General features: G+C 53.1%; 24 protein-coding genes, 1 rRNA gene and 1 pseudogene. 20 read left to right on the top strand and 6 right to left on the bottom strand.

Features of this window, described 5'->3' with window-relative positions; translation table 11 throughout:
• Positions 1-171: pseudogene (locus tag ACS5NO_RS33085) on the top strand (RagB/SusD family nutrient uptake outer membrane protein); the annotation flags it as partial.
• A gap of 180 nt (positions 172-351) precedes the next feature.
• On the top strand, positions 352-1,017 hold the full coding sequence (gene msrA, locus ACS5NO_RS33080) for a peptide-methionine (S)-S-oxide reductase MsrA (RefSeq protein WP_439419067.1): 666 nt from the start codon (positions 352-354) through the stop codon (positions 1,015-1,017).
• A gap of 16 nt (positions 1,018-1,033) precedes the next feature.
• Here msrA and ACS5NO_RS33075 read toward each other — a convergent pair whose 3' ends face one another.
• Genes ACS5NO_RS33075 through ACS5NO_RS33065 form a run of 3 tightly spaced genes read right to left on the bottom strand, consistent with a single transcriptional unit; the run spans position 1,034 to position 3,355 of the window.
• Positions 1,034-1,888, bottom strand: coding sequence for a C1 family peptidase (locus tag ACS5NO_RS33075; RefSeq protein WP_439419066.1), 855 nt, complete (start codon positions 1,886-1,888; stop codon positions 1,034-1,036).
• Positions 1,885-2,670 (bottom strand): tetratricopeptide repeat protein, encoded by a 786-nt coding sequence (locus tag ACS5NO_RS33070; protein ID WP_439419065.1) that lies wholly within the window; start codon positions 2,668-2,670, stop codon positions 1,885-1,887. Before ACS5NO_RS33070 ends, ACS5NO_RS33075 begins: the two co-directional genes overlap by 4 nt.
• Before the next feature lies 1 nt (position 2,671).
• Positions 2,672-3,355, bottom strand: coding sequence for an RNA polymerase sigma factor (locus ACS5NO_RS33065; protein WP_439419064.1), 684 nt, complete (start codon positions 3,353-3,355; stop codon positions 2,672-2,674).
• Between the two features lie 253 nt (positions 3,356-3,608).
• On the opposite strand from ACS5NO_RS33065, the gene ACS5NO_RS33060 reads away from it, so the two are divergent.
• The 7 genes from ACS5NO_RS33060 (at position 3,609) to ACS5NO_RS33030 (ending at position 12,220) form a co-directional block, all read left to right on the top strand.
• Positions 3,609-6,413, top strand: coding sequence for a metallophosphoesterase (locus ACS5NO_RS33060; RefSeq protein ID WP_439419063.1), 2,805 nt, complete (start codon positions 3,609-3,611; stop codon positions 6,411-6,413).
• A 39-nt stretch (positions 6,414-6,452) separates the two neighbouring features.
• Complete coding sequence (locus tag ACS5NO_RS33055; RefSeq protein ID WP_439419062.1) at positions 6,453-7,511, top strand: hypothetical protein; 1,059 nt, start codon at positions 6,453-6,455, stop codon at positions 7,509-7,511.
• A 265-nt stretch (positions 7,512-7,776) separates the two neighbouring features.
• Positions 7,777-8,229, top strand: a complete 453-nt coding sequence (locus ACS5NO_RS33050) for a hypothetical protein (RefSeq protein WP_439419061.1) — start codon at positions 7,777-7,779, stop codon at positions 8,227-8,229.
• Positions 8,226-8,669, top strand: a complete 444-nt coding sequence (locus ACS5NO_RS33045; RefSeq protein ID WP_439419060.1) for a CsgE family curli-type amyloid fiber assembly protein — start codon at positions 8,226-8,228, stop codon at positions 8,667-8,669. Before ACS5NO_RS33050 ends, ACS5NO_RS33045 begins: the two co-directional genes overlap by 4 nt.
• An 86-nt stretch (positions 8,670-8,755) precedes the next feature.
• Positions 8,756-9,187: a curli production assembly/transport component CsgF gene (locus tag ACS5NO_RS33040; protein ID WP_439419059.1), complete on the top strand. Its 432-nt coding sequence runs from the start codon at positions 8,756-8,758 to the stop codon at positions 9,185-9,187.
• Positions 9,188-9,280: 93 nt separating this feature from the next.
• Positions 9,281-10,678 carry a CsgG/HfaB family protein gene (locus ACS5NO_RS33035; protein ID WP_439419058.1) on the top strand — a complete coding sequence of 466 codons (1,398 nt, stop codon included), beginning with the start codon at positions 9,281-9,283 and terminating at the stop codon, positions 10,676-10,678.
• Between the two features lie 63 nt (positions 10,679-10,741).
• Positions 10,742-12,220 carry a carboxypeptidase regulatory-like domain-containing protein gene (locus ACS5NO_RS33030; RefSeq protein ID WP_439419057.1) on the top strand — a complete coding sequence of 493 codons (1,479 nt, stop codon included), beginning with the start codon at positions 10,742-10,744 and terminating at the stop codon, positions 12,218-12,220.
• 46 nt (positions 12,221-12,266) lie between these two features.
• Here ACS5NO_RS33030 and ACS5NO_RS33025 read toward each other — a convergent pair whose 3' ends face one another.
• Positions 12,267-13,253: a peptidase associated/transthyretin-like domain-containing protein gene (locus tag ACS5NO_RS33025; protein WP_439419056.1), complete on the bottom strand. Its 987-nt coding sequence runs from the start codon at positions 13,251-13,253 to the stop codon at positions 12,267-12,269.
• Positions 13,254-13,452: 199 nt separating this feature from the next.
• On the opposite strand from ACS5NO_RS33025, the gene ACS5NO_RS33020 reads away from it, so the two are divergent.
• The 7 genes from ACS5NO_RS33020 to ACS5NO_RS32990 all read left to right on the top strand — a co-directional run bounded on the left by ACS5NO_RS33020 (position 13,453) and on the right by ACS5NO_RS32990 (position 19,373).
• Complete coding sequence (locus ACS5NO_RS33020) at positions 13,453-13,842, top strand: VOC family protein (protein ID WP_439419055.1); 390 nt, start codon at positions 13,453-13,455, stop codon at positions 13,840-13,842.
• Positions 13,843-13,925: 83 nt separating this feature from the next.
• Positions 13,926-14,399 (top strand): hypothetical protein, encoded by a 474-nt coding sequence (locus ACS5NO_RS33015; RefSeq protein ID WP_439419054.1) that lies wholly within the window; start codon positions 13,926-13,928, stop codon positions 14,397-14,399.
• Positions 14,400-14,419: 20 nt separating this feature from the next.
• On the top strand, positions 14,420-14,788 hold the full coding sequence (locus tag ACS5NO_RS33010; RefSeq protein WP_439419053.1) for a hypothetical protein: 369 nt from the start codon (positions 14,420-14,422) through the stop codon (positions 14,786-14,788).
• Positions 14,789-14,899: 111 nt separating this feature from the next.
• Positions 14,900-16,537, top strand: a complete 1,638-nt coding sequence (locus tag ACS5NO_RS33005; RefSeq protein WP_439419052.1) for an ArnT family glycosyltransferase — start codon at positions 14,900-14,902, stop codon at positions 16,535-16,537.
• 47 nt (positions 16,538-16,584) lie between these two features.
• Positions 16,585-17,529 (top strand): glycosyltransferase family 2 protein, encoded by a 945-nt coding sequence (locus ACS5NO_RS33000; protein ID WP_439419051.1) that lies wholly within the window; start codon positions 16,585-16,587, stop codon positions 17,527-17,529.
• Between the two features lie 3 nt (positions 17,530-17,532).
• Complete coding sequence (locus ACS5NO_RS32995; RefSeq protein ID WP_439419050.1) at positions 17,533-18,408, top strand: lysylphosphatidylglycerol synthase transmembrane domain-containing protein; 876 nt, start codon at positions 17,533-17,535, stop codon at positions 18,406-18,408.
• Entirely contained in the window at positions 18,405-19,373 is a 969-nt protein-coding gene (locus ACS5NO_RS32990; protein ID WP_439419049.1) for an SDR family NAD(P)-dependent oxidoreductase, read from the top strand. Before ACS5NO_RS32995 ends, ACS5NO_RS32990 begins: the two co-directional genes overlap by 4 nt.
• Positions 19,374-19,437: 64 nt before the next feature.
• Here the strand turns inward: ACS5NO_RS32990 and ACS5NO_RS32985 are convergent, their stop codons facing one another.
• Positions 19,438-20,511: a branched-chain amino acid aminotransferase gene (locus ACS5NO_RS32985; protein ID WP_150881695.1), complete on the bottom strand. Its 1,074-nt coding sequence runs from the start codon at positions 20,509-20,511 to the stop codon at positions 19,438-19,440.
• 166 nt (positions 20,512-20,677) lie between these two features.
• On the bottom strand, positions 20,678-21,229 hold the full coding sequence (locus ACS5NO_RS32980; protein WP_439419048.1) for a cob(I)yrinic acid a,c-diamide adenosyltransferase: 552 nt from the start codon (positions 21,227-21,229) through the stop codon (positions 20,678-20,680).
• Between the two features lie 143 nt (positions 21,230-21,372).
• On the opposite strand from ACS5NO_RS32980, the gene ACS5NO_RS32975 reads away from it, so the two are divergent.
• The 4 genes from ACS5NO_RS32975 to ACS5NO_RS32960 all read left to right on the top strand — a co-directional run.
• Entirely contained in the window at positions 21,373-21,882 is a 510-nt protein-coding gene (locus ACS5NO_RS32975) for a hypothetical protein (RefSeq protein ID WP_439419047.1), read from the top strand.
• A 1-nt stretch (position 21,883) separates the two neighbouring features.
• Positions 21,884-23,089 (top strand): S-adenosylmethionine:tRNA ribosyltransferase-isomerase, encoded by a 1,206-nt coding sequence (locus ACS5NO_RS32970; protein WP_439419046.1) that lies wholly within the window; start codon positions 21,884-21,886, stop codon positions 23,087-23,089.
• Between the two features lie 148 nt (positions 23,090-23,237).
• On the top strand, positions 23,238-24,524 hold the full coding sequence (gene tyrS / locus ACS5NO_RS32965; protein WP_439419068.1) for a tyrosine--tRNA ligase: 1,287 nt from the start codon (positions 23,238-23,240) through the stop codon (positions 24,522-24,524).
• A gap of 442 nt (positions 24,525-24,966) precedes the next feature.
• Positions 24,967-25,085, top strand: a 16S ribosomal RNA gene (locus tag ACS5NO_RS32960); the annotation flags it as partial.

The raw sequence follows: 25,085 nt of genomic DNA, 5'->3' as shown, positions 1-25,085 counted from the left end.
TTGCGGAAGGTGTACAACGACAAGACGAACGGCTTCGACAACTTCGTGGGTCACGTGAACCCGAGTTCGAACCAGGCGTTGCAGGAGAAGCATTTGCTGTTGCCGCTGGGCAAGCAGGAGATGTTGAACAACCCGAACCTGAAACCACAGAATCCGGGGTATCCGAACTAATTTCCTGATTGATTTTTTGCAGACTCCCCGATTGGCCAGGCCGGTCGGGGAGTCTTTGTTTTCAGGAAAGACCAACTTTATGCTGTTGAACCTCAAAAAGCAACAAACCAAGGCCGGTTTGCGTTGTTCTTTGACCGGGGTAAAACCGTAACGGTGAATCCTTTTAATCGAATTCTGATCATGAAAAACAGCCTGTTTTTTAGTGTATTCTTCTGTCTCTGGACGGTTAGTTCTCAGGCACAGCTCCTGGGTACTACCCCGAATTTTGCCAAATTGCCAGCCCTTCAACCGGGCGAAGCCGTGGCTACTTTTGCCGGCGGTTGTTTCTGGGCGCAGGAAGAAGCCTTCGACCAATTGAAGGGCGTGCGGGAAGTGATCTCGGGCTATTCGGGCGGGAACCTGAAAAATCCGACTTACGAACAGGTGGGGACCGACGAAACCGGTCATGCCGAAACCGTCCAGGTGTATTACGACCCAAGCGTCATAAGTTACCGCGATTTGCTCACTGCGTTTTTTGCCAGCCACGATCCCACAACCCTCAACCGCCAGGGGCCGGATGTGGGTCGCGATTACCGATCCGTTGCGTTTTACCGGAACCCGACCGAGAAAAAAGCCATTGAAGAAGCCATTCAGCGGGTCAACGAATCGAAGCACTATCCCAATAAAGTGGTGACGGAAGTGGTGCCGTTTTCGGTCTTTTACCCCGCCGAAACCTACCATCAGAATTATTGTAAACTGCACCCCAATCAGCCCTATATTCGAAACGTGTCGCTGCCCAAAGTGGAGAAAATGCGGAAAGCGATGCCGGGCAAGCTGAAGAAAGAGGGTAAATACACTACTTCCTGATTAAGCGGAAACGGGTCTACAGCACGGCCGGTTTTGGCGGATTGATCTTGTAGCCGTAGCGGGTGAAACGAGCCAGATCCCGGTAACTGATCCAGCAGAATCCCCGGTCGGCCCAGCCTTTTCCAAAACTGTTTACCACCCGGAAAGCTCCGCCGTGCAAGGTGTCGTCGTAACCAATAACGCACAGGGCGTGACCACGGAGCCGCTTATTAGCCGGGTCGTCACCAGGGGCGGGTTTCCAGACTTTTCCGGCAAAGAGGAAGGATGGTGGAACCACCATGCCAATAACCACCGGGCCATCATCGACCAGCGCTTTTTTCAGGCGGTACATTTTTTTGTCGTCCGTTTCCTGAACATCAAAAAGCCGCTCATATCCCTCGATCCGAAACCGGGCAGCGACCGCATCGACGGCTTCGGTTTTCTGTCCGCAGGCCGGATACGGGAAGTTTTTGAAAGGCACCACCCCAACACTTTTCAGGATATCGAAGGCTTTCGACAGGTAGATTCCTTCCGAACAGGCATAATCCCGTTCCGACTTGGCCTTTTCGTAGAGGTAACTGGGTGAAAAAGCGAATTGATCCAGGGCGGTTTTGTTGGTAATCTGCTTCGCTCTGGCCGCCAGGATGGTGCTGAGGTAGTAGCCGCAGGCAAATCCGACGCAGGTGCCGTAGCTACCCTGGGCCTTTACAGACGGGCAGTAGGCTTCGTAGGAAATGCGGACTGGCAATTTCTTTTTGGTGACAATCTCCTGATACGGCACCGTTTCATACCCTGCATCATCGAACAGCAGCCCCGGATTGATCTCCGTTTGGGCCGCAGCCGGAAGGGTCATCAAAAGTCCCCAAAAACCGTGTATCCACCAGGTTTTCATGGGTTTTGTTGGATATATTCGGTCAGTTCACGCGCTTCTTCCTGATAGGGGTGGCCATTTTGATCGGCCAGTTGCTGGGCCACTTTCCGGGCTTCTTCCCTTTGTTGGGCTTTCAGATAGGCCAGTGCCAGATACCAGTGGGCGGAGGCACTCCAGTGGCCGGGTTTTCCCTGACTGATCGATGTCAGTTGGCTGATAGCCAGTCGGGTATCACTTTGCTGCAAGGCATCGATGGCCTCGGTCAGACGGACGGAATCGGAGCGGGTTTGGGCCGACTCCACGGGCGCGGCCACCCGATCCGGATCGATCGGTATGACGGGTTGTGGTTTGGGAACCGGAGAGAAATAGAGCTCGAACGACTTTTCATTCTGAGCCATCAATGCCTGTTTATCCGACCAGTTCTGGAATAAAGCCCAGCTCAGGCCTGCCAGAAGAAGCACCGATGCAGCCGCCGAAAAATAAGACCAGTTCGTGCGGAGTTCAGTCCGGCCGGTGGGTAGCGCAATGATGGGGGTTTCTACGAGCTGCGATTCATCCGTCTTCGGCTTCAGGGCCTCATCTTTTAATAAACCCCGCTTTTCCAGATCCGCGTGCAGCGTTTTGAAGCGCTGTTTATGAGCCAGAAAGACCAACCCCTGCTTGATTTCGCGTTGTGTAGCCACTTCTTGCCGGAGCGATTCGTCGTTTTGCATCCGGTTTTCGAAATTCGCTTTCTCGGCGGGCGTCATGCGGTCGGACAGGTAAGCGCCAATCTGTTCGAGTACTTTTTCCGATAACTCCATGTTACTCTCTTTTATACTGCGTATACAAAGTTTTCATGCGCTGCGCACACCGGAACCGCTTTACTTTGGCGGAGTTTTCCTGCAATCCGATGCGACTTCCGCACTCGCCCAGTGATTTTTCTTCGACGTAGAAGCAATGCAACATCGCCCGGCAGTCTTCGCCGACTTCCGCAAACGCCCGTCCGACGGCTTCCCAATCGGCTTCACTATCTTCCCAAAGGGCATCCCGCTCCGCCGGGTTCTCCCGGTTTTCATTCTCCGGGAGGAAGTCTCCCGAATTTTCAAGGTACGTAGAAAGAAACGGATTGGGTTCATTCCAAACGAACTCGTCCTCCTCCGAAACGGCCTCTGTACTGGCATCCAGCTTCCGAATCCGGTTCTTTTTCAGAAAGTTAACCCAGCGGTTACGGCATACGGTGAAGACGTAGGCGGTTACGGCTTTTCCCTGAAAGACATACTTTCCATTTTTCAATTTCAAGGCAAATTCGGCCAGCCCATCCTGTAAAATATCCAGCGCATCGTCCGTCGAAATGGAACTCCGTTGACTGGCGTACGGAATAAATACCCGGTAGGAGCGGATGTATAGACATTCCCAGGCCTGGGTCTGGTCGGCCAGCAGTGCCTGATAAAACGCCAGATTTTCCTGATCAAAGCGTGCACAGGGAGTATCCAAATCAGTTGCCATAAAAACCGGGCTTACGTCCTCACCGGGTTGACATAGGTAATCAAAATCCTTGCAAGATCAATGAAATAGTTGGATTTATCTCAGTGATTCAGGGCTATTTAGAGGTAAATTCCTTTGTCAGTAAAGTATCTGCCCGACCGGGTTGAGGTTATCAGAAACCCGGATCAAATTATTCTCAAAACGCCTGTTAACCTCGCGACTGCTTCGATGATATACAGTCAGAAAATTGATCTGAATTCTAAAAACTGACTGTATGAAAACGTACTTACTACTCCTGACCGGGCTTTTTCTGCTTCTTTCCACGGAAAACCGCGTGAAGGCGCAAAGCAGTTCGCCGATGCTGGTGGCTCAGGGGGCCACCTGGAAGTATCTTGACAATGGCAGCGACCAGGGAACCGACTGGCGTTCGATTTGTTACAGCGATGGTACCTGGAAGCAAGGTGTTACCCGCCTGAGTTACGGTGAGACCGGTGATCCCACGTCGCCCACGGCACCCAATTTTGTCAGCTACGGTCCGAGTGCTACCAACAAGTACATCACCACCTATTTCCGCAAGAAAATTATGGTCGATGTGGCACAGTATCCGGATGGCTATGAGCTGCGGGTGTTGCGCGATGACGGCATTGTGGTGTACTTCAACGGGGCGGAGGTGCTGCGTGACAACATGCCTGCAGGCACCATCACATCGAAAACCACGGCGTCCACCAGCCTGGGCGATGGCGAAGAGGTGGTCTGGAAGAAAGTGACCCTTCCCAAAACCATCTTGAACAACGGAGAAAACACCCTTGCCGTCGAAGTCCACCAGTTCAGTGCGGGCAGCTCGGATATGGCTTTCAACCTGGAATTGGTCGGAATCGGCGGGACCACCCCGACTACTCAATTGCTGCGGGGGCCGTACCTGCAAATGGGAACGCCCACCGGAATGACCCTGCGCTGGCGAACCAGTTCCTCCTCGATGGGTATGGTGCGGTATGGCTCTTCGCCGAGCAGTCTGACCCAGGTGGCTTACGAAGCGGCCCAGGCTACCGACCACAGTGTCAGTTTGACCAATCTGACGCCCAACACCAAATATTATTACTCGGTTGGTGCGGCTGAGACGCCAACGCTGGTTTTGCAGGGCACGGCAGACAACTACTTTTTTACCGCTCCCACCACTGGAACCGCCAAGAAAACCCGCATCTGGGCGATGGGCGATTTTGGGGAAGGCACCCAGCGGCAACTCAAGGTGCGGGATGCGTTCATGAACCACGTGGGCAGCAACTACGTCGATTTGTGGTTATGGCTGGGCGACAATGCCTATCCGGGTGGTCTGGACACGGAATACCAGAAAAACCTGTTCGATGTGTACAAGAATGATCGCATCATCAAGCAGACGCCTTCGTATGCCACACCCGGTAACCACGATTATGCCAACAACAACCTGACTAAAACCGAGCGCACCGACCACCGCATTGCCTATTTCGACGTGATGTCGCATTTCAAGAATGCGGAAGCAGGCGGGGTGGCTTCCGGAAAAGAGGAATACTATTCGTTCAATTACGGGAATATTCACATCATCAGCCTGGATTCCTTCGGGTATGAACCGGGTCAGGGAACGACCATTTTCGGGGCCAACGGTCCGCAGATGATCTGGCTGAAAAAAGATCTGGAAGCGATCAAGAACAATCCCGCCATTCAATGGACCATTGTTTTCTGGCATCACCCGCCGTATACGAAAGGCTCTCACGACTCGGACTCACCGGCCAATCTGGCCAACGAACTGAGAGACATCCGCCAGCGGCTTTTGCCGGTTCTGGATCAGTATAAGGTCGATCTGGTTTTGAACGGCCATAGCCACGTCTACGAACGGTCGCGGCTGGTTCGCAACTATACCGGCACCGAAACGGAATTTAATCCGGAGCTTCACAACGCCCCAGCCCTCAACAACGGCCAGTCGAGCGGACGATATGACGGGTCGCCCAACTCCTGTTATTACTACAAAAGTTCAACCGCTCCGGTCAATGAAGGCATCGTTTACGTCGTCTGCGGGGCAAGTGGCGCAGGCATTGATCCGGGTTCGACCACCCGGGAGGGCTGGCCCCACAACGCCATGCAAACGGCCATCGAAACTGTGGGTGGGTCGATGTATCTGGAAGTGGAAGGCAAACGGCTCGACGCCAAATTCATCGCAGAAGACGGACAGATTCGGGATCAATTTACGATCATCAAGGATACGCAACCGTCCCAAACGCTGATTGCGGGTGGCGCTACCTGGAAGTACCTCGATAACGGGACCGATCCGGGAACCGCCTGGCGCACCGCTTCGTACAACGATGCTTCCTGGAAACAGGGCACGACCAGGCTGAGCTACGGCGAAATCGGTGACCCGACGTCGCCCACGGCCCCCAACTTTGTCAGCTACGGTCCCAGTGCCACCAACAAATTCATTACGACGTATTTCCGCAAAAAGATCACCCTGTCCGACGCATCGGTGTATAACGGGTTTGATATGCGGGTGTTGCGGGACGACGGTGTGGTGGTGTATGTCAATGGAAATGAGGTGCTTCGGAATAACATGCCCACCGGGATCATTACATCGAAGACGACGGCTTTGGCCGGTTTGGGAGATGGGGAAGAAGCGATCTGGCAGACGGTGAGCTTACCCAAAACGGCGTTTGTGAACGGCGAAAATGTCATCACGGCCGAAGTTCACCAATTCAATGCGGGCAGCTCAGACATGTCGTTCAATCTGGAATTGATGGGAACCACTTGCGGGGCCGTGAACTCCCCCGCCGGGAGTCGGGAAGCTTCCAGGGCTGAGGTTTCGCCCCCTCCGTCGGCCGAGGTAAAAACGGTAACCCTGTACCCGAATCCGACGACGGGTAAGATCTTTCTGTATCCCGCGCTACCGTTCCAGTCGTACATCCTGACCGATTTGCAGGGAAAAACCGTCCGTGCAGTGACCCAGCCCGGTTTTCTTCCGGAAATTGATCTCTCTCCGCTGGCTCCCGGTATGTACCTGTTGATTAGTCAGGGAGAGGCCGGGAAACCCAAGCCAATCCGGATCATCAAGCAATAAAACGTTTCTTTTTACTTCACTTTTATTCTTTAAAAAACCATGAAAAAGCTCATTCTTTCCTTCGCTACCCTCATTGCCGCCGGTACCGCATTTGCTCAATCCAATTCGTTGTCGGTCAGCCAGACGGGCGATGGCAATAACGCACCGATTACCCAACAGGGAAACGGGAACAGCTTGTCACTCAGCCAGAACGGCAACGGGAATGGCGTCCCCAACTTCGGCTCCATCACGCAGCAGGGAACCAGCAATGCCGGATCGATTTCGGTCAATGGGGACCAAAATCAGGTCGATTTTAACCAGACGGGCAATAGCAACCAGGGGACCATTTCGACAACGGGGAACGGCAATCAGGTCTACCTCTACAATCTTAAGGACATTTATGGCGCCGGATCGCAGAACGAAGCGATCATTACGCAGGTTGGCAACAACAACGTGGGCGGGGCCGGTGATTTCGATGGCAGTGGCCACAACCAGTCTTCGGTAACCCAAACCGGCAACAACAATGAAGGCTATGCCTTCTCTATGGGGTACCAGGGGACGAACAACCGAACGACCGCAACCCAAACGGGGAACAACAACTTTGCCTGGGCGGTCGTCAATTGGGGGCAGGGGTCGAACAATGAAATTAGTGTAACGCAGGTCGGCGATGGCAACGAGGGCAGCGCTCAGTCCATGTTCGGGAACAACAACCGGGCCTTGGTGACTCAAACCGGAAACGGAAACGTAGGCCGAGGCTCCATCGTAGGCGGTCATTTCAACCAGATCGATATCACGCAAACCGGTGACGACAACCACGCAGCGGTCGAGCAGGCCTACGGTAGCCAGAACCTGGCCGGGATCACGCAGACGGGCAGCAACAACGTGCTGGATCTGCTGCAAAACGGGTCGTCCAATACGGCCACGATTCTTCAGGAAGGTAGTGGCAATACGCTCACCGGTCTGGAAACGGCACCCCGTCCCTACAACGGGGCCGGAGCAATTCAGGGGGGCAATGGCAACTCGCTGACGCTGACGCAGGGCGGTGATGGCAATATGGTCCGCTTCGGTCAGTTTGGCAGCAACAATACGGCTACGATTACGCAGGGGCCTCAAAATTAAGGACTGAACCAGCCCGGAAGCAATTTCGGGCTGGTTCTTTATTTTTACAACTTAACAAGCTGTTTGAGTTAACCGGGGAGAGCCCTGGAAGGGCGGTCTGTCAATAGTCAATAGCCGATACCAACGAGTGGTAGCTCCGGAGGAGCAGCCTGAAGATGTTTTTTGACCGCTCCTCCGGAGCTACCACGAGTTGATGGATGCTATTGACTATTGACAGGACAGACCTCCGGCCTTCATTCAAAAAACTTCTAACGTTTTAAATCCCATGAAATGGCTTTTTTTTGCTCTTTTTAGCGGTTTTTCGCTCGGGGTTTCGGCCCAGTCGGAGGTGTTTTTCAACCTGCCGCAGGCGGTGAAAACCACCAGCGGCCGGGGGCCTCAGGAGTTGATTCTGATCCAGACGGGTCAATTTAACGAGGTGCAATACCGGGAAACAGGCAATAACAACCGGGTCCGGGTGCAGCAACAGGGGACTCAAAATCGCCTGGACCTCGACCTTTCGGGGAATGATAACCAGTATTCCATCGCGCAACAGGGGACTCAAAACCGCTTCCAGTGGGGGGCTGTTCAGCAGGATGGCGGTCTGCTCGAGGTGTTGCAACGCGGAAACAACAACCAGTTGATCCGGGAGGGGAGCGCCACGGCTGCGGGCGTCCCAATGCGGATTGAACAAACCGGTGGTAGTCAACTCAGCATCCGAAACGGCTTTTCACCATGAAAAACGTTTTCCGACTTTCGACACTACTCATGCTGGCATGGTTGCCTCTGGCGGGTTTTTCGCAGGAACCGGAAATCGAATGGGTTGACTTGACCGGCGAACTGGTGGAAAGCACGATGGATGATTCCGAAAGCACCACCCTGATTCTGGACAATTCTCGGACCAAAGTGGGCAAAGACTTTTACGATCTGTTTTATAAAAACTGGTCGAGCCAGCCGACGGTTGCCAACTCGTTGCCGGGTCGCCCGGTTTCTCCCGCGATGCCTGCTGATGAGGTGATCATTACCATCGAAGAAACCCCCTCGCCCGGTTCGGGTCATCTGATTCAAATCAGTATGGACGACCAGCCGGTTTGGCAGCAGTTCGTGCAGGGGCGGTATGACCTGCTCGAAATCGATGCCACTCAGGCCGTTGCCGCTATTCGTTCCCGTGGGTTGTAGAAGCTCTTTTTTTCTCCTTGTTGGCTGTTAACCTTTCGACCTTCCCGCTGATATACAATCAGAAATGCACCACATTCTGAAAGTATATGCAAAAGCTAATTGTTCTCTTCTCCCTAATGCTGATTTTTACCAGCGCAAAATCGGTTCAGGCTCAGTCGCTTACGTATCAGCCCAAGAACCCCGCGTTCGGCGGAAACACCTTCAATTACCAATGGCTGCTTAGCTCCGCCCAGGCCCAGGATCAATTCAAAGATCCGGCCGCGACCAAAACCGCTGGCGGAGCGGCTTCCTTCAAACGCTCACCGGTCGATGAAATGACCGAATCTCTGCAACGGCAACTGATGAGCCGCATCACCCGCGATTTAATCGAAAAACAATTCGGCGAAGAGGGCCTGAAAGAAGGCACGTTTCAATTTGGCGACATGCAGGTAGTGATCTCCAATTCGGCCGACGGCGTCAACATTCGGGTCAACGACGGCAAAGGCGGTGAAAGCAACATCACCGTTCCCTACTTCTAATGCTTCTGAATCTTCGGATGCCAAAGTCCCCTTTAGGGATTTAGGGGCATCAAAAGCTGAAAACCAGATATCAACCCTTCAATCCTCATCACCATGTTCCAATTTATACGCATACAGGCAGGAATGGCGCTGGTTGTTCTGGCAGCCTTCCAACTGCTGACGGGATGCAGCGCCTATCTGAGCCAGCCCACCAAAACGCAGTCGGCTCGGTTGGGCGAAGAAACGACCATCACGGCGGAATTGCGCCAACTGCCCACGCCACGGGAGAAAATCGTGGCCGCGGTCTACAAATTCCGGGATCAGACCGGGCAATACAAACCGTCGGAAACCGGGGCGAACTGGTCGACGGCGGTTTCGCAGGGAACCACCAACATCCTGTTGAAAGCGCTGGAAGAAAGTGGCTGGTTTGTGCCCATCGAACGCGAAAACATCAGCAATCTGATCAATGAGCGTAAAATCATCCGGTCGGGGATGGCGCAGTACAAAAACGAAGCCGACAATCTGCCCCCCCTGTTGTTTGCCGGGATTATTCTGGAAGGCGGTATTGTGTCGTACGATGCCAACACGATTACGGGCGGGGCGGGGCTGCGGTTTTTCGGCGCGGGCGGTTCGGGCCAATACCGGCAGGATCGCGTCACGGTGTATCTGCGGGCGGTAGCCACCAAATCCGGGAAAATCCTGAAAACCGTCTATACCTCCAAAACCATTCTGTCGCAGGCCGTCGATGGCGGCTTGTTCCGGTACGTGAGTTTCAAGCGGTTACTGGAAGCTGAAACGGGGTATGCCACCAACGAACCGTCGCAGATGGCGGTGACCGAAGCCGTCGAAAAAGCCGTGCAATCGCTGGTGCTGGAAGGTATCCGCGACAACCTCTGGGCGGTAGATGAAAAAGCGGTGGAGAAAACGGAGAAAATGCTGGCGGATTATGACCACGAAAAAACCACGATGAGCGAAACCGATGTCTACGGCGCCCGCAATACTGCCGAACCGTCGATGATCACGTTTCATCCCTATGGGTCGGTCTGGCGGTACAAGGGGGATTTTGCCACCAGCGGTATTCAAACCGGATTTGGGGTGGCTGCCGACCTGTACCTGAACAAATACCTGGGTTTTCAGATGAATGGGAGCCTTGGAACCCTCGCCAACAACCCCGCCATCACGTGCCGACTCACGACGCTACAGGGCAATTTCATCTACCGGGCATTGCCGTTTCGGAAAGTCACGCCCTTGCTGTATGCCGGTGCCGGTCTGGTTTTATCCCGGGCGGAGGCATCGCCCTTCACCCTCCACGGAAAACGGTACGCCCTGCTGAACGGGGGCGTTGGCGTCGAATACGCGTTTAGCAAAACCGTTGGTTTTCGAACCACGCTGGACTACCAGCAACCCCTGACCGACGAACTGGACGAAATCCGCTCGGGCCGCTACTACGATTATTACCTGCGCGGTTCCATCGGCCTGACGTTTTACCTGGACCGCCCTACCCGCCGGTAAGTTTCGGCCGGTTACGCTACACCTCATCAACGGTACACCCTCACTTTCTACTCTTTTCTTTCAATGAAACGCTTTACTTTTTACAGCCTGTTTGCCCTGTTGCTGGGTAGCCTCTGGGGATGCAACGAAGAAACGCTGGTCGAGCCAACTCAACAGGGCTCCGTCTATGGCCGGGTGAAATACAACACCAACGGAAAACTCGCGGGCCAGGTTTTGATCCGCCTGAGTCCGTCGGGCCGAACGGCGGAAACCGATTCGAGCGGCTTGTTCCAATTCGATCAGGTGGCGGTGGGCCGGTATACGGTTCAGGCGTCGAAAACCGGTTTTCGGGAAGAAGTAACGACGGTGGAGGCCACGCCCAACGTGCGGACTGAAGTGACGATCATGCTCTTCGAAGGCCCGAACAAGGCCCCGTCGGCCCCGACCTGGGTGAGCCCCGACAGCGGTAACGTCTGGCAAAAATCGTCGGTGACACTCAGATGGAAAGCCACCGACCCGGAAAACGACGGGTTGACCTACGAAATCAACCTCCTGAAAGGCGGGGTGCTGAGTCAGAAATTCACCGGCATCAAAGCGGATTCGCTGGTGTTGAACGGGTTGTCATATGGAACGGCGTATTCCTGGCAGGTGATTGTGAGGGACGGTTTCAATACGGTCAACGGGGCGGTTTGGTCGTTCAACACCCACGCATTTCCGAGCTTTTCGTACGTCTACGTCCGGCGTGTCGAAAACCGGTACCAGCTTTTTACCTCCAACGAAACCGGTGAAGCCATTCAACTCACCAGTTCCGGCAACAACTGGCGGCCCATTTTCAGTCCCAACCGCTTGCAAATCGCGTTTCTGTCGAATGCCGAAACCGACGTCCACCTGTATCTGATGAACCGCGATGGCAGCAACGTCCGCCGGGTGACGAGCGTTCCGGTTCGGGGACTGATGCCGCTTGATCTGTCGTTCTGCTGGTCGCCGGATGGGACGGAATTGCTCTACCCGTCAAATGACAGACTGTATGCCGTACGCACCGACGGCACGGGTTTGCGAATGGTGTATCAAGCCCCCGCCGGGCGTTTTTTTGCGGGATGCGCCTGGACGTCGGCTACTAAACGGATCGCGGTTCGCACCACCTCGACCGGCAGTGTATACGACAATCGAATTCTGCTGATGTCGCCGGAAGGGAAAGATACGACAACGGTTTTCACGACGAAGAGCAACCGAATGAGCAGCCCGGTTTTTTCCGTCGACGGACTCAGAATACTGTACAGCCTGGACAAAAGCGGTTTTCAGGATGAGCAGGGCCGCCAGCTCGACGCCCGGATTTACACGATGGACGTCAAAACGAAGGGGATTGTGGATTTGTCGTCGACCACCGGCAAAACCGCCGGTACCAATGACCTGGAACCGCGCTTCTCGCCCAACGGAGCCAAAGTGGTGTTCACCTCGACCGACAACACCGGAACCGGCGAATGCAAGGTTATGGTGATCGACACAGATGGAAAAAGCCGGACGTTGCTGATCGACTCGGCGGAAATGTTGTACTGGCGGTGAGGCCGGTACAGCATTTCAAAACGCCTTTGTCTGGATCAGGGGCCGGTTATTGGGGGCGGTCTACTTTAATCGAAATCGCACCCCAGTTGCCCCGGTTGGCCATCGTCATCGAATTGCCGGACTGCGATTCCGGCGTAAACAGTAGTTTGGCCGATCCGGTCGCTTCGGCCGGAATCAACCCGAAGTAGGGATAGATGCCGGCGTAGCGACCCACGGCTTTCATCAGAAGAGAGGTCCCGTCTTTCATTTTAGCACTCAGGGTGTAGCGACCCACGGGAACGTTCATAATGAGAACGCTGGAGTTCTGAAAGCTTATTTTCTTGTTGATCACAAACTTCTTGTTCGTGCCATACAGACCCGGTCCGTCGGGGGTGAGGGTTACCTGAATTTCGGAGTTTACAGGCAGGTAGTTCGGTGGATCGAAGATGCTCGTGGGGTCCCCAACATTGTAGGAAATATACAGACATCCCCCAGCATAAATCGACTGATCCCGGGGCTTCTGGCTGACCAGGTCTTTGGTATAAACGCCGTAGGACAGCAGAACGAAATTCTTCACCAACCCATCCACGGAGGGGAAACTCCCCAGTTTACCATCGGCCGCGTGCAAACTCATAACGGCTCTTCCTTCGCCGTAGTCGATGGTGTACCCGGCGGCATAAAAGTCAGTGGCACCCCAGGGAATGGTAATTTCGTAATAGCCATTGGCATCGGTTTCGTCGGACGCCCCGGAATACGACCCGCCGACCGCCGTTGAGCGCACGCCGATGTAGGCTCCTTCCAGCGGTTTTCCACTCAAATCGGCCACGTAGCCCCGCACGACCCCCGGTTTTACCTTCAGCGCCGGAAAGTTCGGCAACCGGGGGTTGGTCGTTCCCATCACGTTCACGTAATCGTCGGCGGCATTGAGCGTAAAAGCAGCTTCGCCATTCACCACCGGCAAGGCGGGCTGATCCCCCCAGTTGGTCGTTTCGCCCCCGCCACCCTCCACGTCGGCCGGGTCTTTCGAGCAGCCCGCCAGAAGCAGGGCAGCCATACAAAACAATTTGTAATTCATGTAGTGGATTTGTTTACTGTTGAAACCGCAAAGCTAAATTCAGGTAGCCGCGCGACGAATACCGCTTATGTCAAGCCACATTCTGGTTATTTGAAAAGCAGAAATGGAGGTGTAAAGGAAGTTTTTGCGGGTAAAAGGAGAGAAGTTTGCAAATTGACCGCGAAAGATCAATCAACTCATGAAACAGGAAATTGCGCAGCTCGCCCTGGTCGTCGATGATTACGACGAAGCCATTCAGTTTTACACCCAAAAATTAAACTTCACACTCATCGAAGACACGGTTTTGTCGGAGTCCAAACGCTGGGTGGTGGTGGCTCCGGCTGGCTCGACCGGCTGCCGGTTGTTGCTGGCAAAAGCCGCCAATGAATTACAAAAAAGCCGGGTTGGCAACCAGACCGGTGGCCGGGTTTTTTTATTCATGCACACCGACGATTTCTGGCGGGATTATAAACAATTGGTTGATAATCAGGTCGTTTTTGTGCGAGATCCGGCAAAGGAAGCGTACGGAACGGTGGCGGTTTTTGAAGATTTATACGGGAATCTGTGGGATTTGATCGGTCCCGCTTAAGCGGGTTTCCGACCGGTTTTCATAACCTTTTGCGGTCTTCGTTGTTATAGAATCGTGGTCTTTACAACCATCGATTCAACGGTATGGAAAAGGATAAAGATATCAACGAAGAAGACATTGCCGCGAAAGACAACCGCAATCGGCCGGGCCAGGAAAACTCGGCCAATGGGCAGGACGGCGTAGCGGTTCGGGGGGGCGAAGACGGTCGCAATGAGCGCGGAATCGGCAGCACGGACATGGACGGTGCCAATGGGATACTGCGTTTCAACGACCAGGATGACAACAATCCCAAAAATGACGTAACGGAAGAAGGCCAGCAGAACATTGCCGGTTCCAAGACCAACACCTCGACGGTGGAGGTAACCACCTCCGGGCCCGACGATTATGCCTCGGCGGAGGACGTACCGACTCCCAAGGCCCAGAAAAAAGCAAAAGAACAGGATAAAGCGGATAAGAATGCGGGATCGGAGCAAACGAAAAGTGCCCGCGATCAGGAGAAGAAAGAGGAGGATGTGGCGCATACCGGCACATCGACAGATCACAAACCAGTGTATTAACCCATTAACTCAACAACGTTATGAGCCTTTCAAGCAAAGCACGGAAAGAAAGTACAGAATCATATGCCGCTCAACGCATGGGCAACACCATGGGTGTGCCACCCGAACTGAGCCATTTATCAAAAATGGATCGGCCCGATGTGCAATTGCCATCGGAATCACATCAATCCAATGATGTTGAAATTGAGGATGTTATGCCCATCGATAGTGAACCGAATCCGGTTCGGAACGATGCGAACCCCAACCCGGCCGAAGTGTCGGACCAGGAACTGAGCCGCGATGAAGACGGCGATCTGGCTGGCACAACCTGGAACAAAGACCGGGTGCCGGGTGCCGACTGGAACCGCGATACGGACAAGCCGGAGCAGGAGCAGTTAGGTCATTCCTAACCAACTGATTTGCATTTTTTAAAGCCCACGTCTCGTGGGCTTTTTTGTTGGCCGGTTATTATTCCCGCTGGCTGGTGTCGGCAAATTCCAAATCCGCCCTACCTTTGCGGAATGCAAAGTCCTCTTTACCAGCGACCGGTTTTCTGGCAATGGCTCACGGTAGTGTTGCTGATTCCTGCTCTTTTTTCGTACCTCGGCTACCTGCCGCTGGATACGGGAACGGACGAACCCCGCCGGGCGCTGGTGGCGCTGGAGATGATTTTGTCGGGTGATTATCTCACCCCGACGTTGAACGGCGAATTGTATTTTAACAAACCGCCCCTCTACAACTGGCTGATTGCGGCCTCTTTCCATCTCTTCGGGAATTACTCGTCGTTTGCCCTACGCTTTCCGATGGTGGTGTCGCTGTTGCTGTATGGCCTGACGATTTACTTACTCGTCAAAAAACACCTCGGCTCCCGGATTGCCTTTGCAGCCGCGCTGATGCTTGTGACCAATACCCGGATTTTATTGTATGATTCCATGTTGGGCCTGATCGACATCACGTTCTCGTGGCTAACCTACACGGCTTTTATTCTGGTGTATCATTTCGACCGGAAACGAAACTACTGGGCCTTGTTTCTGACCACCTACCTGATTACGGCCCTGGGTTTTATGATGAAAGGGCTGCCGTCGCTGGTTTTTCAGGGACTGACGTTGGGGGCTTATTTTCTGTATACCAAGCAATTCCGGAAGTTGTTCAGCCCGGCGCATTTTGCCGGAATCGGCCTTTTTCTGCTGATCGTCGGCAGTTACTACCTGGCGTATTTCGACCGCAATGCGATTGCTCCGGATAAGATCGTGTCGGTTTTGTTCGACGAAAGTGCCAAGCGAACTGTGGTGAAATTCGGCATCAAGGAGACGTTGCTCCACATGCTGACCTTTCCGTTCGAGATGCTCTATCATTACGCGCCCTGGATGTTGCTGGTGGTTCTGCTGTTTCGGAAAGGCGTTTTCAAACGGTTCCGGCAAACCACCGCCGAAGGTCAGCCCAGTGAAAAACCGCTGATTACCGGACAACCGTTTATTCTGTTCAACGCCATCGTTTTTCTGGTAAACTTTGTGATTTACTGGTCTTCCCCGCAGGTATACGCCCGGTATCTGCTCATGCTACTGCCCCTGCTTTTCACGGTTTTTGCCTATGTCTACTACGAACGAACCGACCCAACCGACTGGCGACGCCGGGGCTGGGAGTATTTCATGGGTTTTGTGCTGATCGTGGTCACCATCGGGGCCTGGGTGCCTTTTTTTCATCCCGATACGGAAACCATACCGGGTTTGTGGTGGAAGTGCAGTGTGCTGTTTGGGGTACTGGCGTTCATCGTCTACCACTACATCCGGCAACCCGAACACCGGCTGATTATCCTGATTGCCTTTCTGGCGATGTTTCGGAATGGGTTCAACTGGCTGGTGATTCCGCCCCGGCTGGCCCACCGTCAGGAGTATAAAGATTCGTCGGAACGCATCGCCCGGCAGTCGCTCGGCAAAGACTTGTACGGCTATAAACAGACCATCGGCAGCGACGGGCAGACCGACGTAAACAGTTTTCACATCGAAGTGGTGCGGGGTGAAATTCTGCGGAAAACCAACCAGAAACTTCCCAACACACTTTACATCGCCGATTCGGTCAGTTTAGGCCATGAATCGTACCAAACTCTTTCAGAATTTAACTTGTTTGACAGACATCCGGCCAAATTGGTCCGGTTTTAGTCCTTTCCGATTTTCGTACCGGAGCTTCCCTCCGAAAATAATTTTGTATGCAACCGTACCTTTCCGTCGTAATTTGTGTCTACAATGAAGAAGGGAATATTTTTCCAATGATCGATCAGGTCGAGCGGGCGTTGATTGGGTATGATTTTGAAATCGTCTACGTCAACGATGGCTCTTCCGACCGAACGCTGGCCGAACTGAAAGCCGTTCACAACGACCGTCTGGTGGTGGTGGATTTGCAAACCAATTACGGGCAGAGTCTGGCTTTAGCCGCTGGCATCGATGTGGCGCGGGGTCAATACATCATTACGATGGACGGCGATTTGCAAAACGATCCCGCCGACATTCCGATGATGGTCAGGCTGGCCGAAGAAGGCGACTATGACCTGGTGGCCGGCATTCGGGCCAACCGGCAGGATGGGGCCTTGCTGCGCAAGCTGCCGAGTCGCATCGCCAACTGGATCATCCGGCAGACGTCGGGCGTCCACCTGAAAGACTACGGCTGTGCCCTCAAAGTGTTCCGGTCCGATCTGGCAAAAAACCTGGGTCTCTATGGAGAACTGCACCGGTTTATTCCCGTATTGGCGCGGCTCGAAGGCGCACGAATGACGCAGGCCGATGTGCAACACCACCCGCGCCGGATCGGTCAATCAAAATACGGTCTCGGTCGGACACTGAAAGTGGTCAGTGATTTGATTCTGATGCTGTTCATGAAAAAATACCTCCGCAAACCGATGCACCTCTTCGGCAACTGGGGGCTGATTTCACTGATGGTGGGGCTGTTGATCAACGGGTATCTGCTCATTCTGAAGCTGATGGGGAACGACATCTGGGGTCGTCCGCTGCTGATTCTTGGCACCATCCTGGTTTTGGCGGGCATTCAGTTGATTACGTTTGGGATTATGACCGAACTGCAAATGCGGACGTACTACGAATCACAGGACAAGAAGCCGTATAAAATCCGGCGGATTTATAAATCAGCCCTGGTTTGACGAATGCCAAAGTACCTGAAAACGGCTCTGAAAATTGCCTTGTCGGCTTTGTCGTTGTGGCTGGTTTTCCGCAAGATCGAACCGGCACGGGTCTGGGACGTCATCTCGGGGGCGCAGGTGGGCTGGCTGACGGTTGCAACGGTTCTGTTTATTCTGTCGAAAGTAGCCTCCGCCGAGCGTTTACGGGTGTTGTTCGCGCAGGTGGGGCTGCGGTTGCGCCGGACACCCAACCTGAAATTGTACTGGCTCGGCATGTATTACAATCTTTTTTTGCCGGGCGGTATTGGCGGAGACGGTTACAAAGTGTACCTGTTGAACCGTCTGACCGGAACATCGGTTAAAGTACTGGTGGGCGCCACGCTGATAGACCGGCTGATTGGTCTTCTGCCGCTTTTGTATGCACTGGCGGTTTTTGTGGTGCTGGTGCCGGAAGTGTCGTTGTGGCTGGAGTTTCAAATTGGCTGGTTGTGGTTGCTCGGAATTCCCGTGGCCCATTTTGCGGCCAAACGACTTTTGAAGCAATTTATGCCGCAGTTTGCGCCGGCTTTCGAACGCTCGGTGGATTGGTCCGGTCTGGTTCAGGGGCTTCAGATGGTTCAGATTCTGACCTTATTACAGGCGGTCGATGCCCCGGGAAAACCGGAGGCCTACGTTTTATTGTTTCTGGTTTCGTCCATTGTCGCCACCATTCCCTTCACAATTGGCGGGGCTGGGGCGCGTGAACTGACGTTTTTGCTGGGTGCGGAGGCCCTCGATGTGCCTGCCGATGCCGCGGTTTCGGTCAGTTTGTTGTTTTACCTGATCACGGCGGTGGTATCGCTGGCGGGCGTTGTGTACAGTTTTCAATCATCCACCTTAACAAAGGATCTGAGTTCATGACCATCTTACTGACGGGCGGGGCGGGGTTTATTGGTTCGAATTTAGCCAAACAACTCCTGGAGGAAGGCCATCAGGTTATCTGTCTGGATAACTTGGATAGCTATTATGCCCCTGATATCAAATGGAAAAATGTTCAGCAAACGTTGAGCATTCCTGCGTACCACTTTCACCAGGGTGACATCCGGGATTCGGAACTGGTGGGTACCTTATTTCAAACCTACGCTTTCGATGCGGTGATCCATTTAGCCGCCCGGGCGGGTGTCCGGCCGTCGGTACAGGATCCTGCCTTGTATTATGACGTGAATGTGAACGGGACGCTGACCTTGTTGCAGGCCATGCAGCGGTTTGGCGTAACGAAAATGGTATTCGCTTCATCTTCATCAGTTTACGGCGATTCTCCGCAAGTTCCTTTCACTGAAGCGGATTCGGCGGATCGTCCTTTATCGCCCTATGCAGCCTCCAAGCGGGCGGCCGAACTGCTGTGCCATACCTTCCATAATCTGTACGGTTTCGATATTTTTTGCTTACGGTTTTTCACAGTCTATGGCCCGCTTCAACGCCCCGAAATGGCCATCAGCCAGTTTACGGAAAGCATTCTGAACGGGCAGGCCATCAACGTTTTCGGCGACGGTTCCACGGCCCGGGATTACACCTATGTTGATGATATTGTCAGCGGCATCATCCAGTCACTGAAAAACCTGAAAGGCTACGAAGTGCTGAACATCGGCGGTTCCGATCCGATTTCGTTGGCCAACCTGATTCGCGTGATCGAACAGGCCGTGGGGAAAACCGCCCTCATCAACCGCCTGCCGATGCAACCCGGCGACGTGCAGCAAACCTATGCCGACATCGGAAAAGCCGCTCAACTCATTGACTATCAGCCGTCGGTTCGGGTGGAAGACGGAATTCGGCGGTTCGTCGACTGGTTTCGCACCCGGCAGGATGTGGATTTGATCATGAAGTAAAACAGAAAAACCCCGACTCCTTTACAGAAGCCGGGGTTTTTCAAAAACCGTATGTGATAGGTGGTTACACCACTTTGTGCATCCAGCCAAACGTATCTTCACTCCGGCCGGTCCGCAGGTCATTGAGGTAGGTAAAAATGCGGTGGGCCAGCGAATTTTCTTTCGGTACTTCGCTCAGCATATAGTCCTTGCCTTCGTAACCAATCAGCGAATAGGGTGAAACCACCACGGCGGTTCCGGCACCAAATGCCTCGGTCAGACTGCCGTTTTCAATGCCTTCGATCACTTCCTGAATGGAAACTTTCCGTTCTTCGACCTCAATTCCCCAGCTTTTCACCACTTTGAGAATGCTATCGCGGGTAACCCCTTTCAGAATCGAATCGGAAGTTGCCGGTGTGACCAGCTTGCCATCGATGACAAACATGATGTTCATCGTTCCCGATTCCTCAATGTATTTGTGCTCGGTTGCATCGGTCCACATCAACTGATCATAGCCAGCCTGTTGCGCCAGCAGGGTCGGATACATCGATCCGGCGTAATTACCCGCACATTTGGCGTATCCAACGCCCCCCGGTGCCGACCGAATGTACTCCGTTTCGACTTTGAGTTTCGGCGGTTTGGTATAATAGGCACCGACCGGACAGGTGAAAATGCAAAACCGGTAGGTTTTCGACGGTGCCACGCCCAGAAAAGTATCCGTACCGAACATGTAAGGCCGGATGTAGAGCGAGCTGTCGGTCGTCGTCGGAACCCACGCGGCATCGACCCGCAACAGAGCTTCCAGACCACCCATAAACACCTCTTCCGGAATTGTGGCCATACACATCCGCTTAGCCGATTCGTTCATGCGTTTCCAGTTTTCGAGAGGCCGGAACAGCAACACTTCACCTTCTTCATTCTTGTAGGCTTTCATGCCTTCGAAAATCGACTGACCGTAGTGCAGGGACGATAGGGCCGGGCTGAGTGTGAAATCGTCGAACGGCACCACCTGTAGGTTTTGCCATTGTCCGTCTGCGTAATCCGCCACAAACATGTGGTCCGAAAAATGCTTGCCAAACGGCAGGTTGTTGAAGTCGACCTCCTCAATCCGGGAGCGTCCTGCTTTCCTTAGCGCGATGTTTACTAAGTCGGTAGTCATATTGGTAGGTGGCAAATCTGATCAACTAAAAAAGTCGTCAGCGGGTTGATAGTCAGCAAATGTATAGAAAACTTCAGCAAGTGTCCAGTAAAAATTAGTTGTTATGCTAATTATTTTTTTAGCGGTTTACCGGAAAGCCCGCTTGCGTTGACAAACGGCGGTATGACTACACGCGCGGCTTCCAAACTACCTCTTCCGCGCCGAGTTCCTGCGTCATTTTCCGGCTCAAAACGAATAAATAATCCGACAGTCGGTTGAGGTACTGAATCACCAGGGGATCGACCGGTTTTTCGTCGTTCAGGGCAATCACCAGCCGTTCGGCCCGTCGGCAGACGGTACGGGCCAGGTGGCAGAACGAAACCGACTGATGGCCACCCGGCAACACAAACGCCCGGAGTTCGGGCAGTGCGGCATCCATCTCGTCCATCGCTTTTTCGAGCAGGGTAACGTCGGTATCTAGTACCACCGGCAGCGGTTTTTTAATGGTTTTCTCGGGATCGGTGGCCAGCTCGGAGCCGATCGTAAAGAGCCGGTCCTGAATTTCTTTCAGCAGGTCTTTCCGGCTTTCATTCACGGATTGATCCCGCACCAGGCCCATCACCGAATTCAGTTCATCGACCGTTCCGTAGGCATCGATCCGGTGGTGAGCCTTGCTGACGCGACGGCCACCAATCAGCGAGGTCTGGCCCTGGTCACCGGTTTTGGTGTAAATTTTCATGGAATAACGAAATGCTGTTCCGCAAAGATGAGCAAAGGAACGCAGAGTTCGGCAAAGAACTTTGAAGCCGGGATTGGGAACACACCTCCCCAGCCCGTACCTTTGCGGCCCAAAGCCTGTAGTCAGGCGAATCGATCAACTTCATGAAAATTAGCAATTTTGCCATTCGTTTGTGGCGCCTGGCCTCCCTGGTGGGCTTCGGCACCCTCCTGATTTATACCTACGTTTCCCTTGAAACCAATGTCGCCGTGAGTTTCACACCGGATAGCCGCCCGGATGTGTTTATCAACCGGGATTATCTGTTTTACGGCTGCGTCGCCATTTTTCTGATCAACAATACGCTCATCAACACGCTCACCAAACTGTTTCCAAAAGCGTCCGGTACGGCTTTGCCCATTCCCAATCAACAGCTTTGGCTCGAACACCGGAGCCAGTTGAATGAGATTTTTCGCAACTGGTTCCACTGTTTGATGGCTGCCGTCAATACCGTGATGGCGCTGGCGTTGTATGTGCTCGGCAAATTGAATACGCAACTGGGATCGACCAATTTGAGCGGCCACCAGTGGTTGTTGCCCGCTTGCACCGCCATCATTGTGATCGTGGTTGTTTCGCTGCCCATTCGCCTGGCGATGAAACCCGTTGCTGAAGACTAGGATGAAGGAATTACAACTCAGTGATTTTCAGTACGATCTTCCCGACGGCCGCATTGCCCGGTTTCCGTTAGCGCAACGCGACCGTTCCAAATTGCTGGAATACAGCCGGGGGAAAATCACGCACCGGTCTTTTTTTGACTTACCGGATCAGCTACCGCAAAACAGCCTGCTGGTTTTCAACGATACCAAAGTCATTCCGGCCCGGTTGCATTTCCAACGTTCGACCGGTGCGGTCATCGAGCTGTTTCTGCTCAACCCGGTACCGGCCGACCGGCTGGTTTCGGAAGCCATGCAGGATAAAAACCGGAGCCTCTGGCAGTGCATGATCGGGAACCGGAAACGCTGGAAACCGGACGAAGTTCTGACGAAGGAAATCCGGGTTGGCGACCATACTATAGTAGTACGGGCGCATTGGCACGATCCCGAGCAATCGCACGTCCGGTTTGAGTGGACGCCGGACGATGAATCTTTTGCCGCCATTCTGCACGAAACCGGAAAAATTCCGTTGCCACCGTATCTGAACCGCGACGTCACCGAAGCCGATAAAGAAACGTACCAGACCGTTTACTCGCGAATTGAAGGCGCGGTGGCGGCTCCAACGGCGGGTTTGCATTTTACACCGGAAATATTCGAACGACTCACCCAAAAAGGCATCCGGACCGATTACCTGACGCTCCACGTCGGCGCCGGTACGTTCCAGCCGATTAAAACCACGGATGTTCGGCAACATGCGATGCACACCGAGCAGGTGGTGTATTCCCGACAGAATCTGGAAACTTTGCTGGACCAGAACGGGCCGGTCATTGCCGTCGGCACCACATCGATGCGCTCGCTGGAAAGCCTTTACTGGTTTGGGGTGCGGTTATTGAAGAAAGAAGCCGAGCCCTTTCATCTGGATCAGCAATACGCTTATGCGTTCCCTGAAGATGAATTGCCGCCGAGGTCCGAAGCCTTGCAGGCGGTTTTGATGCATCTTCAGCAGACGGGCCAAAATCAGGTCATCGGTCATACCGGGATTTATTGCATGCCGGGCTATCGGTTTCGGATGGTCGATGGATTGGTGACCAACTTCCACCAACCCGGTTCCACACTGATTCTATTGGTAGCGGCTTTTATCGGTGAAGACTGGCGTACGATATATAATACAGCTCTGGAAAATGACTACCGGTTTTTAAGTTACGGCGACTCCTCGCTGCTTTTACCCTGAAATTGTATCTTTGCCCCGAAATGGATGATAGGATTTCGGGCCTTATTCCATCCAAGTGTGAAAAGTGAAATTACCTGCTCACTGGCAAAAGATTCACTCATTCACTCATTCACTCATCGCACCGGCGACCCGGTCAAAATTGATAATGATTGATTTTATTGAAGAACTCCGCTGGCGGGGCATGTTGCAGGATATGATGCCCGGCACCGACGAACAACTCCGCAAAGAATCCACCGCCGGTTACATTGGTTTTGACCCCACGGCTGCGTCCTTGCACATCGGGAATCTGGCCACAATCATGCTGCTGGTGCATTTTCAGCGGGCTGGCCATAAACCGTTTGCTTTGGTGGGTGGTGCCACGGGAATGATCGGAGACCCATCGGGGCGGTCTACCGAGCGCGATTTCCTGTCCGAAGAAACCCTGCGACACAACCAGGAAGGGATTCGGGCGCAGCTTGCCCGTTTTTTGACGTTCGACAGCAGTGCCAATTCGGCCGAAATGGTCAACAACTACGACTGGTTCAAGGGCATCTCTTTTCTCGATTTTCTACGGGAAGCCGGAACCCACCTGACGGTCAATTATATGGTTGCCAAAGATTCGGTGAAAAAACGTCTGGAAACCGGACTTTCTTTCACAGAGTTTTCGTACCAGTTGTTACAGGGCTACGATTTCTACTGGCTCTACAAAAACAAGGGCGTCCGGCTTCAGATGGGCGGTTCCGATCAATGGGGCAACATCACCACCGGCACCGAACTGATTCGGCGCAAGGAAGGGCGTGAGGAATACCATGCTTTTGCGCTAACCACGCCCTTAATCACAAAGGCTGATGGAACCAAATTCGGGAAATCGGCGGGGGGCAATGTCTGGCTCGATCCCGCGATGACGTCGCCGTACCAGTTCTACCAGTTCTGGCTCAATGCGAATGACGCCGATTGCCCGCGACTAATCAGGGTTTTTACGCTCTTATCCCGCGAAGAAATCGAAGAGCTGGAACGGCAGCACGCCGAAGCGCCACATTTACGGATTTTGCAGAAAGCAATTGCCGAAGACGTCACCATCCGGGTTCATTCCCAAATTGGGTATGAGCTGGCCGTAAAGGCGTCGGAAGTATTATACGGCAAAGCCACGATGGATACCTTGCGAACGATTCAGGCGAACGAATTCGACGTCATCTTTGAAGGTGTTCCCCAAACGCAGGTCACCCAGGCCGATTGGGAAGCCTGTAAAGACATTATTGAGCTTTTGTCGGTCACCACGCAGGGAGAAATCTATGCTTCCAAGGGCGAGGCCCGGCGGGCACTGGCTCAAAATGCCGTTAGTATCAACAAGCAAAAGATAAATGACACTACGGTTTTGTCCGACTTAGAATGGTTGCAGGAGCGGTATTTGATCGTTTCCAAAGGCAAAAAGAACCACTTGATTCAACGAATCTAACTATTTCCAAAAATTTTAAATAGGTAACTTCTTGAGAACGAAGGGTCTACCGCCAGTCAAAAAGGAGTTGCCTATTTATTTTGTTTTAGGGTCTTGACAAAGGTTAAAATAATGCGGTACTTTGCAGTCCCAAATCGGGGATACGACGCGGGGCGAGAGTAACTAAGCAGTTGATATCCAAAGGCTTAGGGGTTGAAAAAGAAAAAGCAGCCAAAAATTATTTTTTCTTTTTTATTTTGATTTTTCAAAACCTTCTCTTACCTTTGCAGTCCCAAATCGGGGAAAGAGTTGACAAAAAATACAGTGCCGATTGAAACACTCGTTTTCGGGTTCTCAGTCACCGTTTTCCAAACGTGGAAAATATGTTCTTTGACGTAGTGGACAGAAGTACCAAAACAACCAATTCGACGACATAACAGTAAAATGTTAAGTTAAGTTATTTACAATGGAGAGTTTGATCCTGGCTCAGGATGAACGCTAGCGGCAGGCCTAATACATGCAAGTCGAACGGATGTAGCAATACATTAGTGGCGTACGGGTGCGTAACGCGTAAACAATCTA

It is taken from the genome of Larkinella fluvii, from assembly GCF_051857545.1.
Classification (GTDB): Bacteria; Bacteroidota; Bacteroidia; order Cytophagales; family Spirosomataceae; genus Larkinella.
This window is presented reverse-complemented; position numbering and strand designations above follow the sequence as displayed.

Bases quoted from the DNA above. Each gene is read 5' to 3' on its own strand.
- msrA (WP_439419067.1), top strand. From the start codon at position 352: ATGAAAAACAGCCTGTTTTTTAGTGTATTCTTCTGTCTCTGGACGGTT.
- ACS5NO_RS33075 (WP_439419066.1), bottom strand. From the start codon at position 1,888: ATGAAAACCTGGTGGATACACGGTTTTTGGGGACTTTTGATGACCCTT.
- ACS5NO_RS33070 (WP_439419065.1), bottom strand. From the start codon at position 2,670: ATGGAGTTATCGGAAAAAGTACTCGAACAGATTGGCGCTTACCTGTCC.
- ACS5NO_RS33065 (WP_439419064.1), bottom strand. From the start codon at position 3,355: ATGGCAACTGATTTGGATACTCCCTGTGCACGCTTTGATCAGGAAAAT.
- ACS5NO_RS33060 (WP_439419063.1), top strand. From the start codon at position 3,609: ATGAAAACGTACTTACTACTCCTGACCGGGCTTTTTCTGCTTCTTTCC.
- ACS5NO_RS33055 (WP_439419062.1), top strand. From the start codon at position 6,453: ATGAAAAAGCTCATTCTTTCCTTCGCTACCCTCATTGCCGCCGGTACC.
- ACS5NO_RS33050 (WP_439419061.1), top strand. From the start codon at position 7,777: ATGAAATGGCTTTTTTTTGCTCTTTTTAGCGGTTTTTCGCTCGGGGTT.
- ACS5NO_RS33045 (WP_439419060.1), top strand. From the start codon at position 8,226: ATGAAAAACGTTTTCCGACTTTCGACACTACTCATGCTGGCATGGTTG.
- ACS5NO_RS33040 (WP_439419059.1), top strand. From the start codon at position 8,756: ATGCAAAAGCTAATTGTTCTCTTCTCCCTAATGCTGATTTTTACCAGC.
- ACS5NO_RS33035 (WP_439419058.1), top strand. From the start codon at position 9,281: ATGTTCCAATTTATACGCATACAGGCAGGAATGGCGCTGGTTGTTCTG.
- ACS5NO_RS33030 (WP_439419057.1), top strand. From the start codon at position 10,742: ATGAAACGCTTTACTTTTTACAGCCTGTTTGCCCTGTTGCTGGGTAGC.
- ACS5NO_RS33025 (WP_439419056.1), bottom strand. From the start codon at position 13,253: ATGGCTGCCCTGCTTCTGGCGGGCTGCTCGAAAGACCCGGCCGACGTG.
- ACS5NO_RS33020 (WP_439419055.1), top strand. From the start codon at position 13,453: ATGAAACAGGAAATTGCGCAGCTCGCCCTGGTCGTCGATGATTACGAC.
- ACS5NO_RS33015 (WP_439419054.1), top strand. From the start codon at position 13,926: ATGGAAAAGGATAAAGATATCAACGAAGAAGACATTGCCGCGAAAGAC.
- ACS5NO_RS33010 (WP_439419053.1), top strand. From the start codon at position 14,420: ATGAGCCTTTCAAGCAAAGCACGGAAAGAAAGTACAGAATCATATGCC.
- ACS5NO_RS33005 (WP_439419052.1), top strand. From the start codon at position 14,900: ATGCAAAGTCCTCTTTACCAGCGACCGGTTTTCTGGCAATGGCTCACG.
- ACS5NO_RS33000 (WP_439419051.1), top strand. From the start codon at position 16,585: ATGCAACCGTACCTTTCCGTCGTAATTTGTGTCTACAATGAAGAAGGG.
- ACS5NO_RS32995 (WP_439419050.1), top strand. From the start codon at position 17,533: ATGCCAAAGTACCTGAAAACGGCTCTGAAAATTGCCTTGTCGGCTTTG.
- ACS5NO_RS32990 (WP_439419049.1), top strand. From the start codon at position 18,405: ATGACCATCTTACTGACGGGCGGGGCGGGGTTTATTGGTTCGAATTTA.
- ACS5NO_RS32985 (WP_150881695.1), bottom strand. From the start codon at position 20,511: ATGACTACCGACTTAGTAAACATCGCGCTAAGGAAAGCAGGACGCTCC.
- ACS5NO_RS32980 (WP_439419048.1), bottom strand. From the start codon at position 21,229: ATGAAAATTTACACCAAAACCGGTGACCAGGGCCAGACCTCGCTGATT.
- ACS5NO_RS32975 (WP_439419047.1), top strand. From the start codon at position 21,373: ATGAAAATTAGCAATTTTGCCATTCGTTTGTGGCGCCTGGCCTCCCTG.
- ACS5NO_RS32970 (WP_439419046.1), top strand. From the start codon at position 21,884: ATGAAGGAATTACAACTCAGTGATTTTCAGTACGATCTTCCCGACGGC.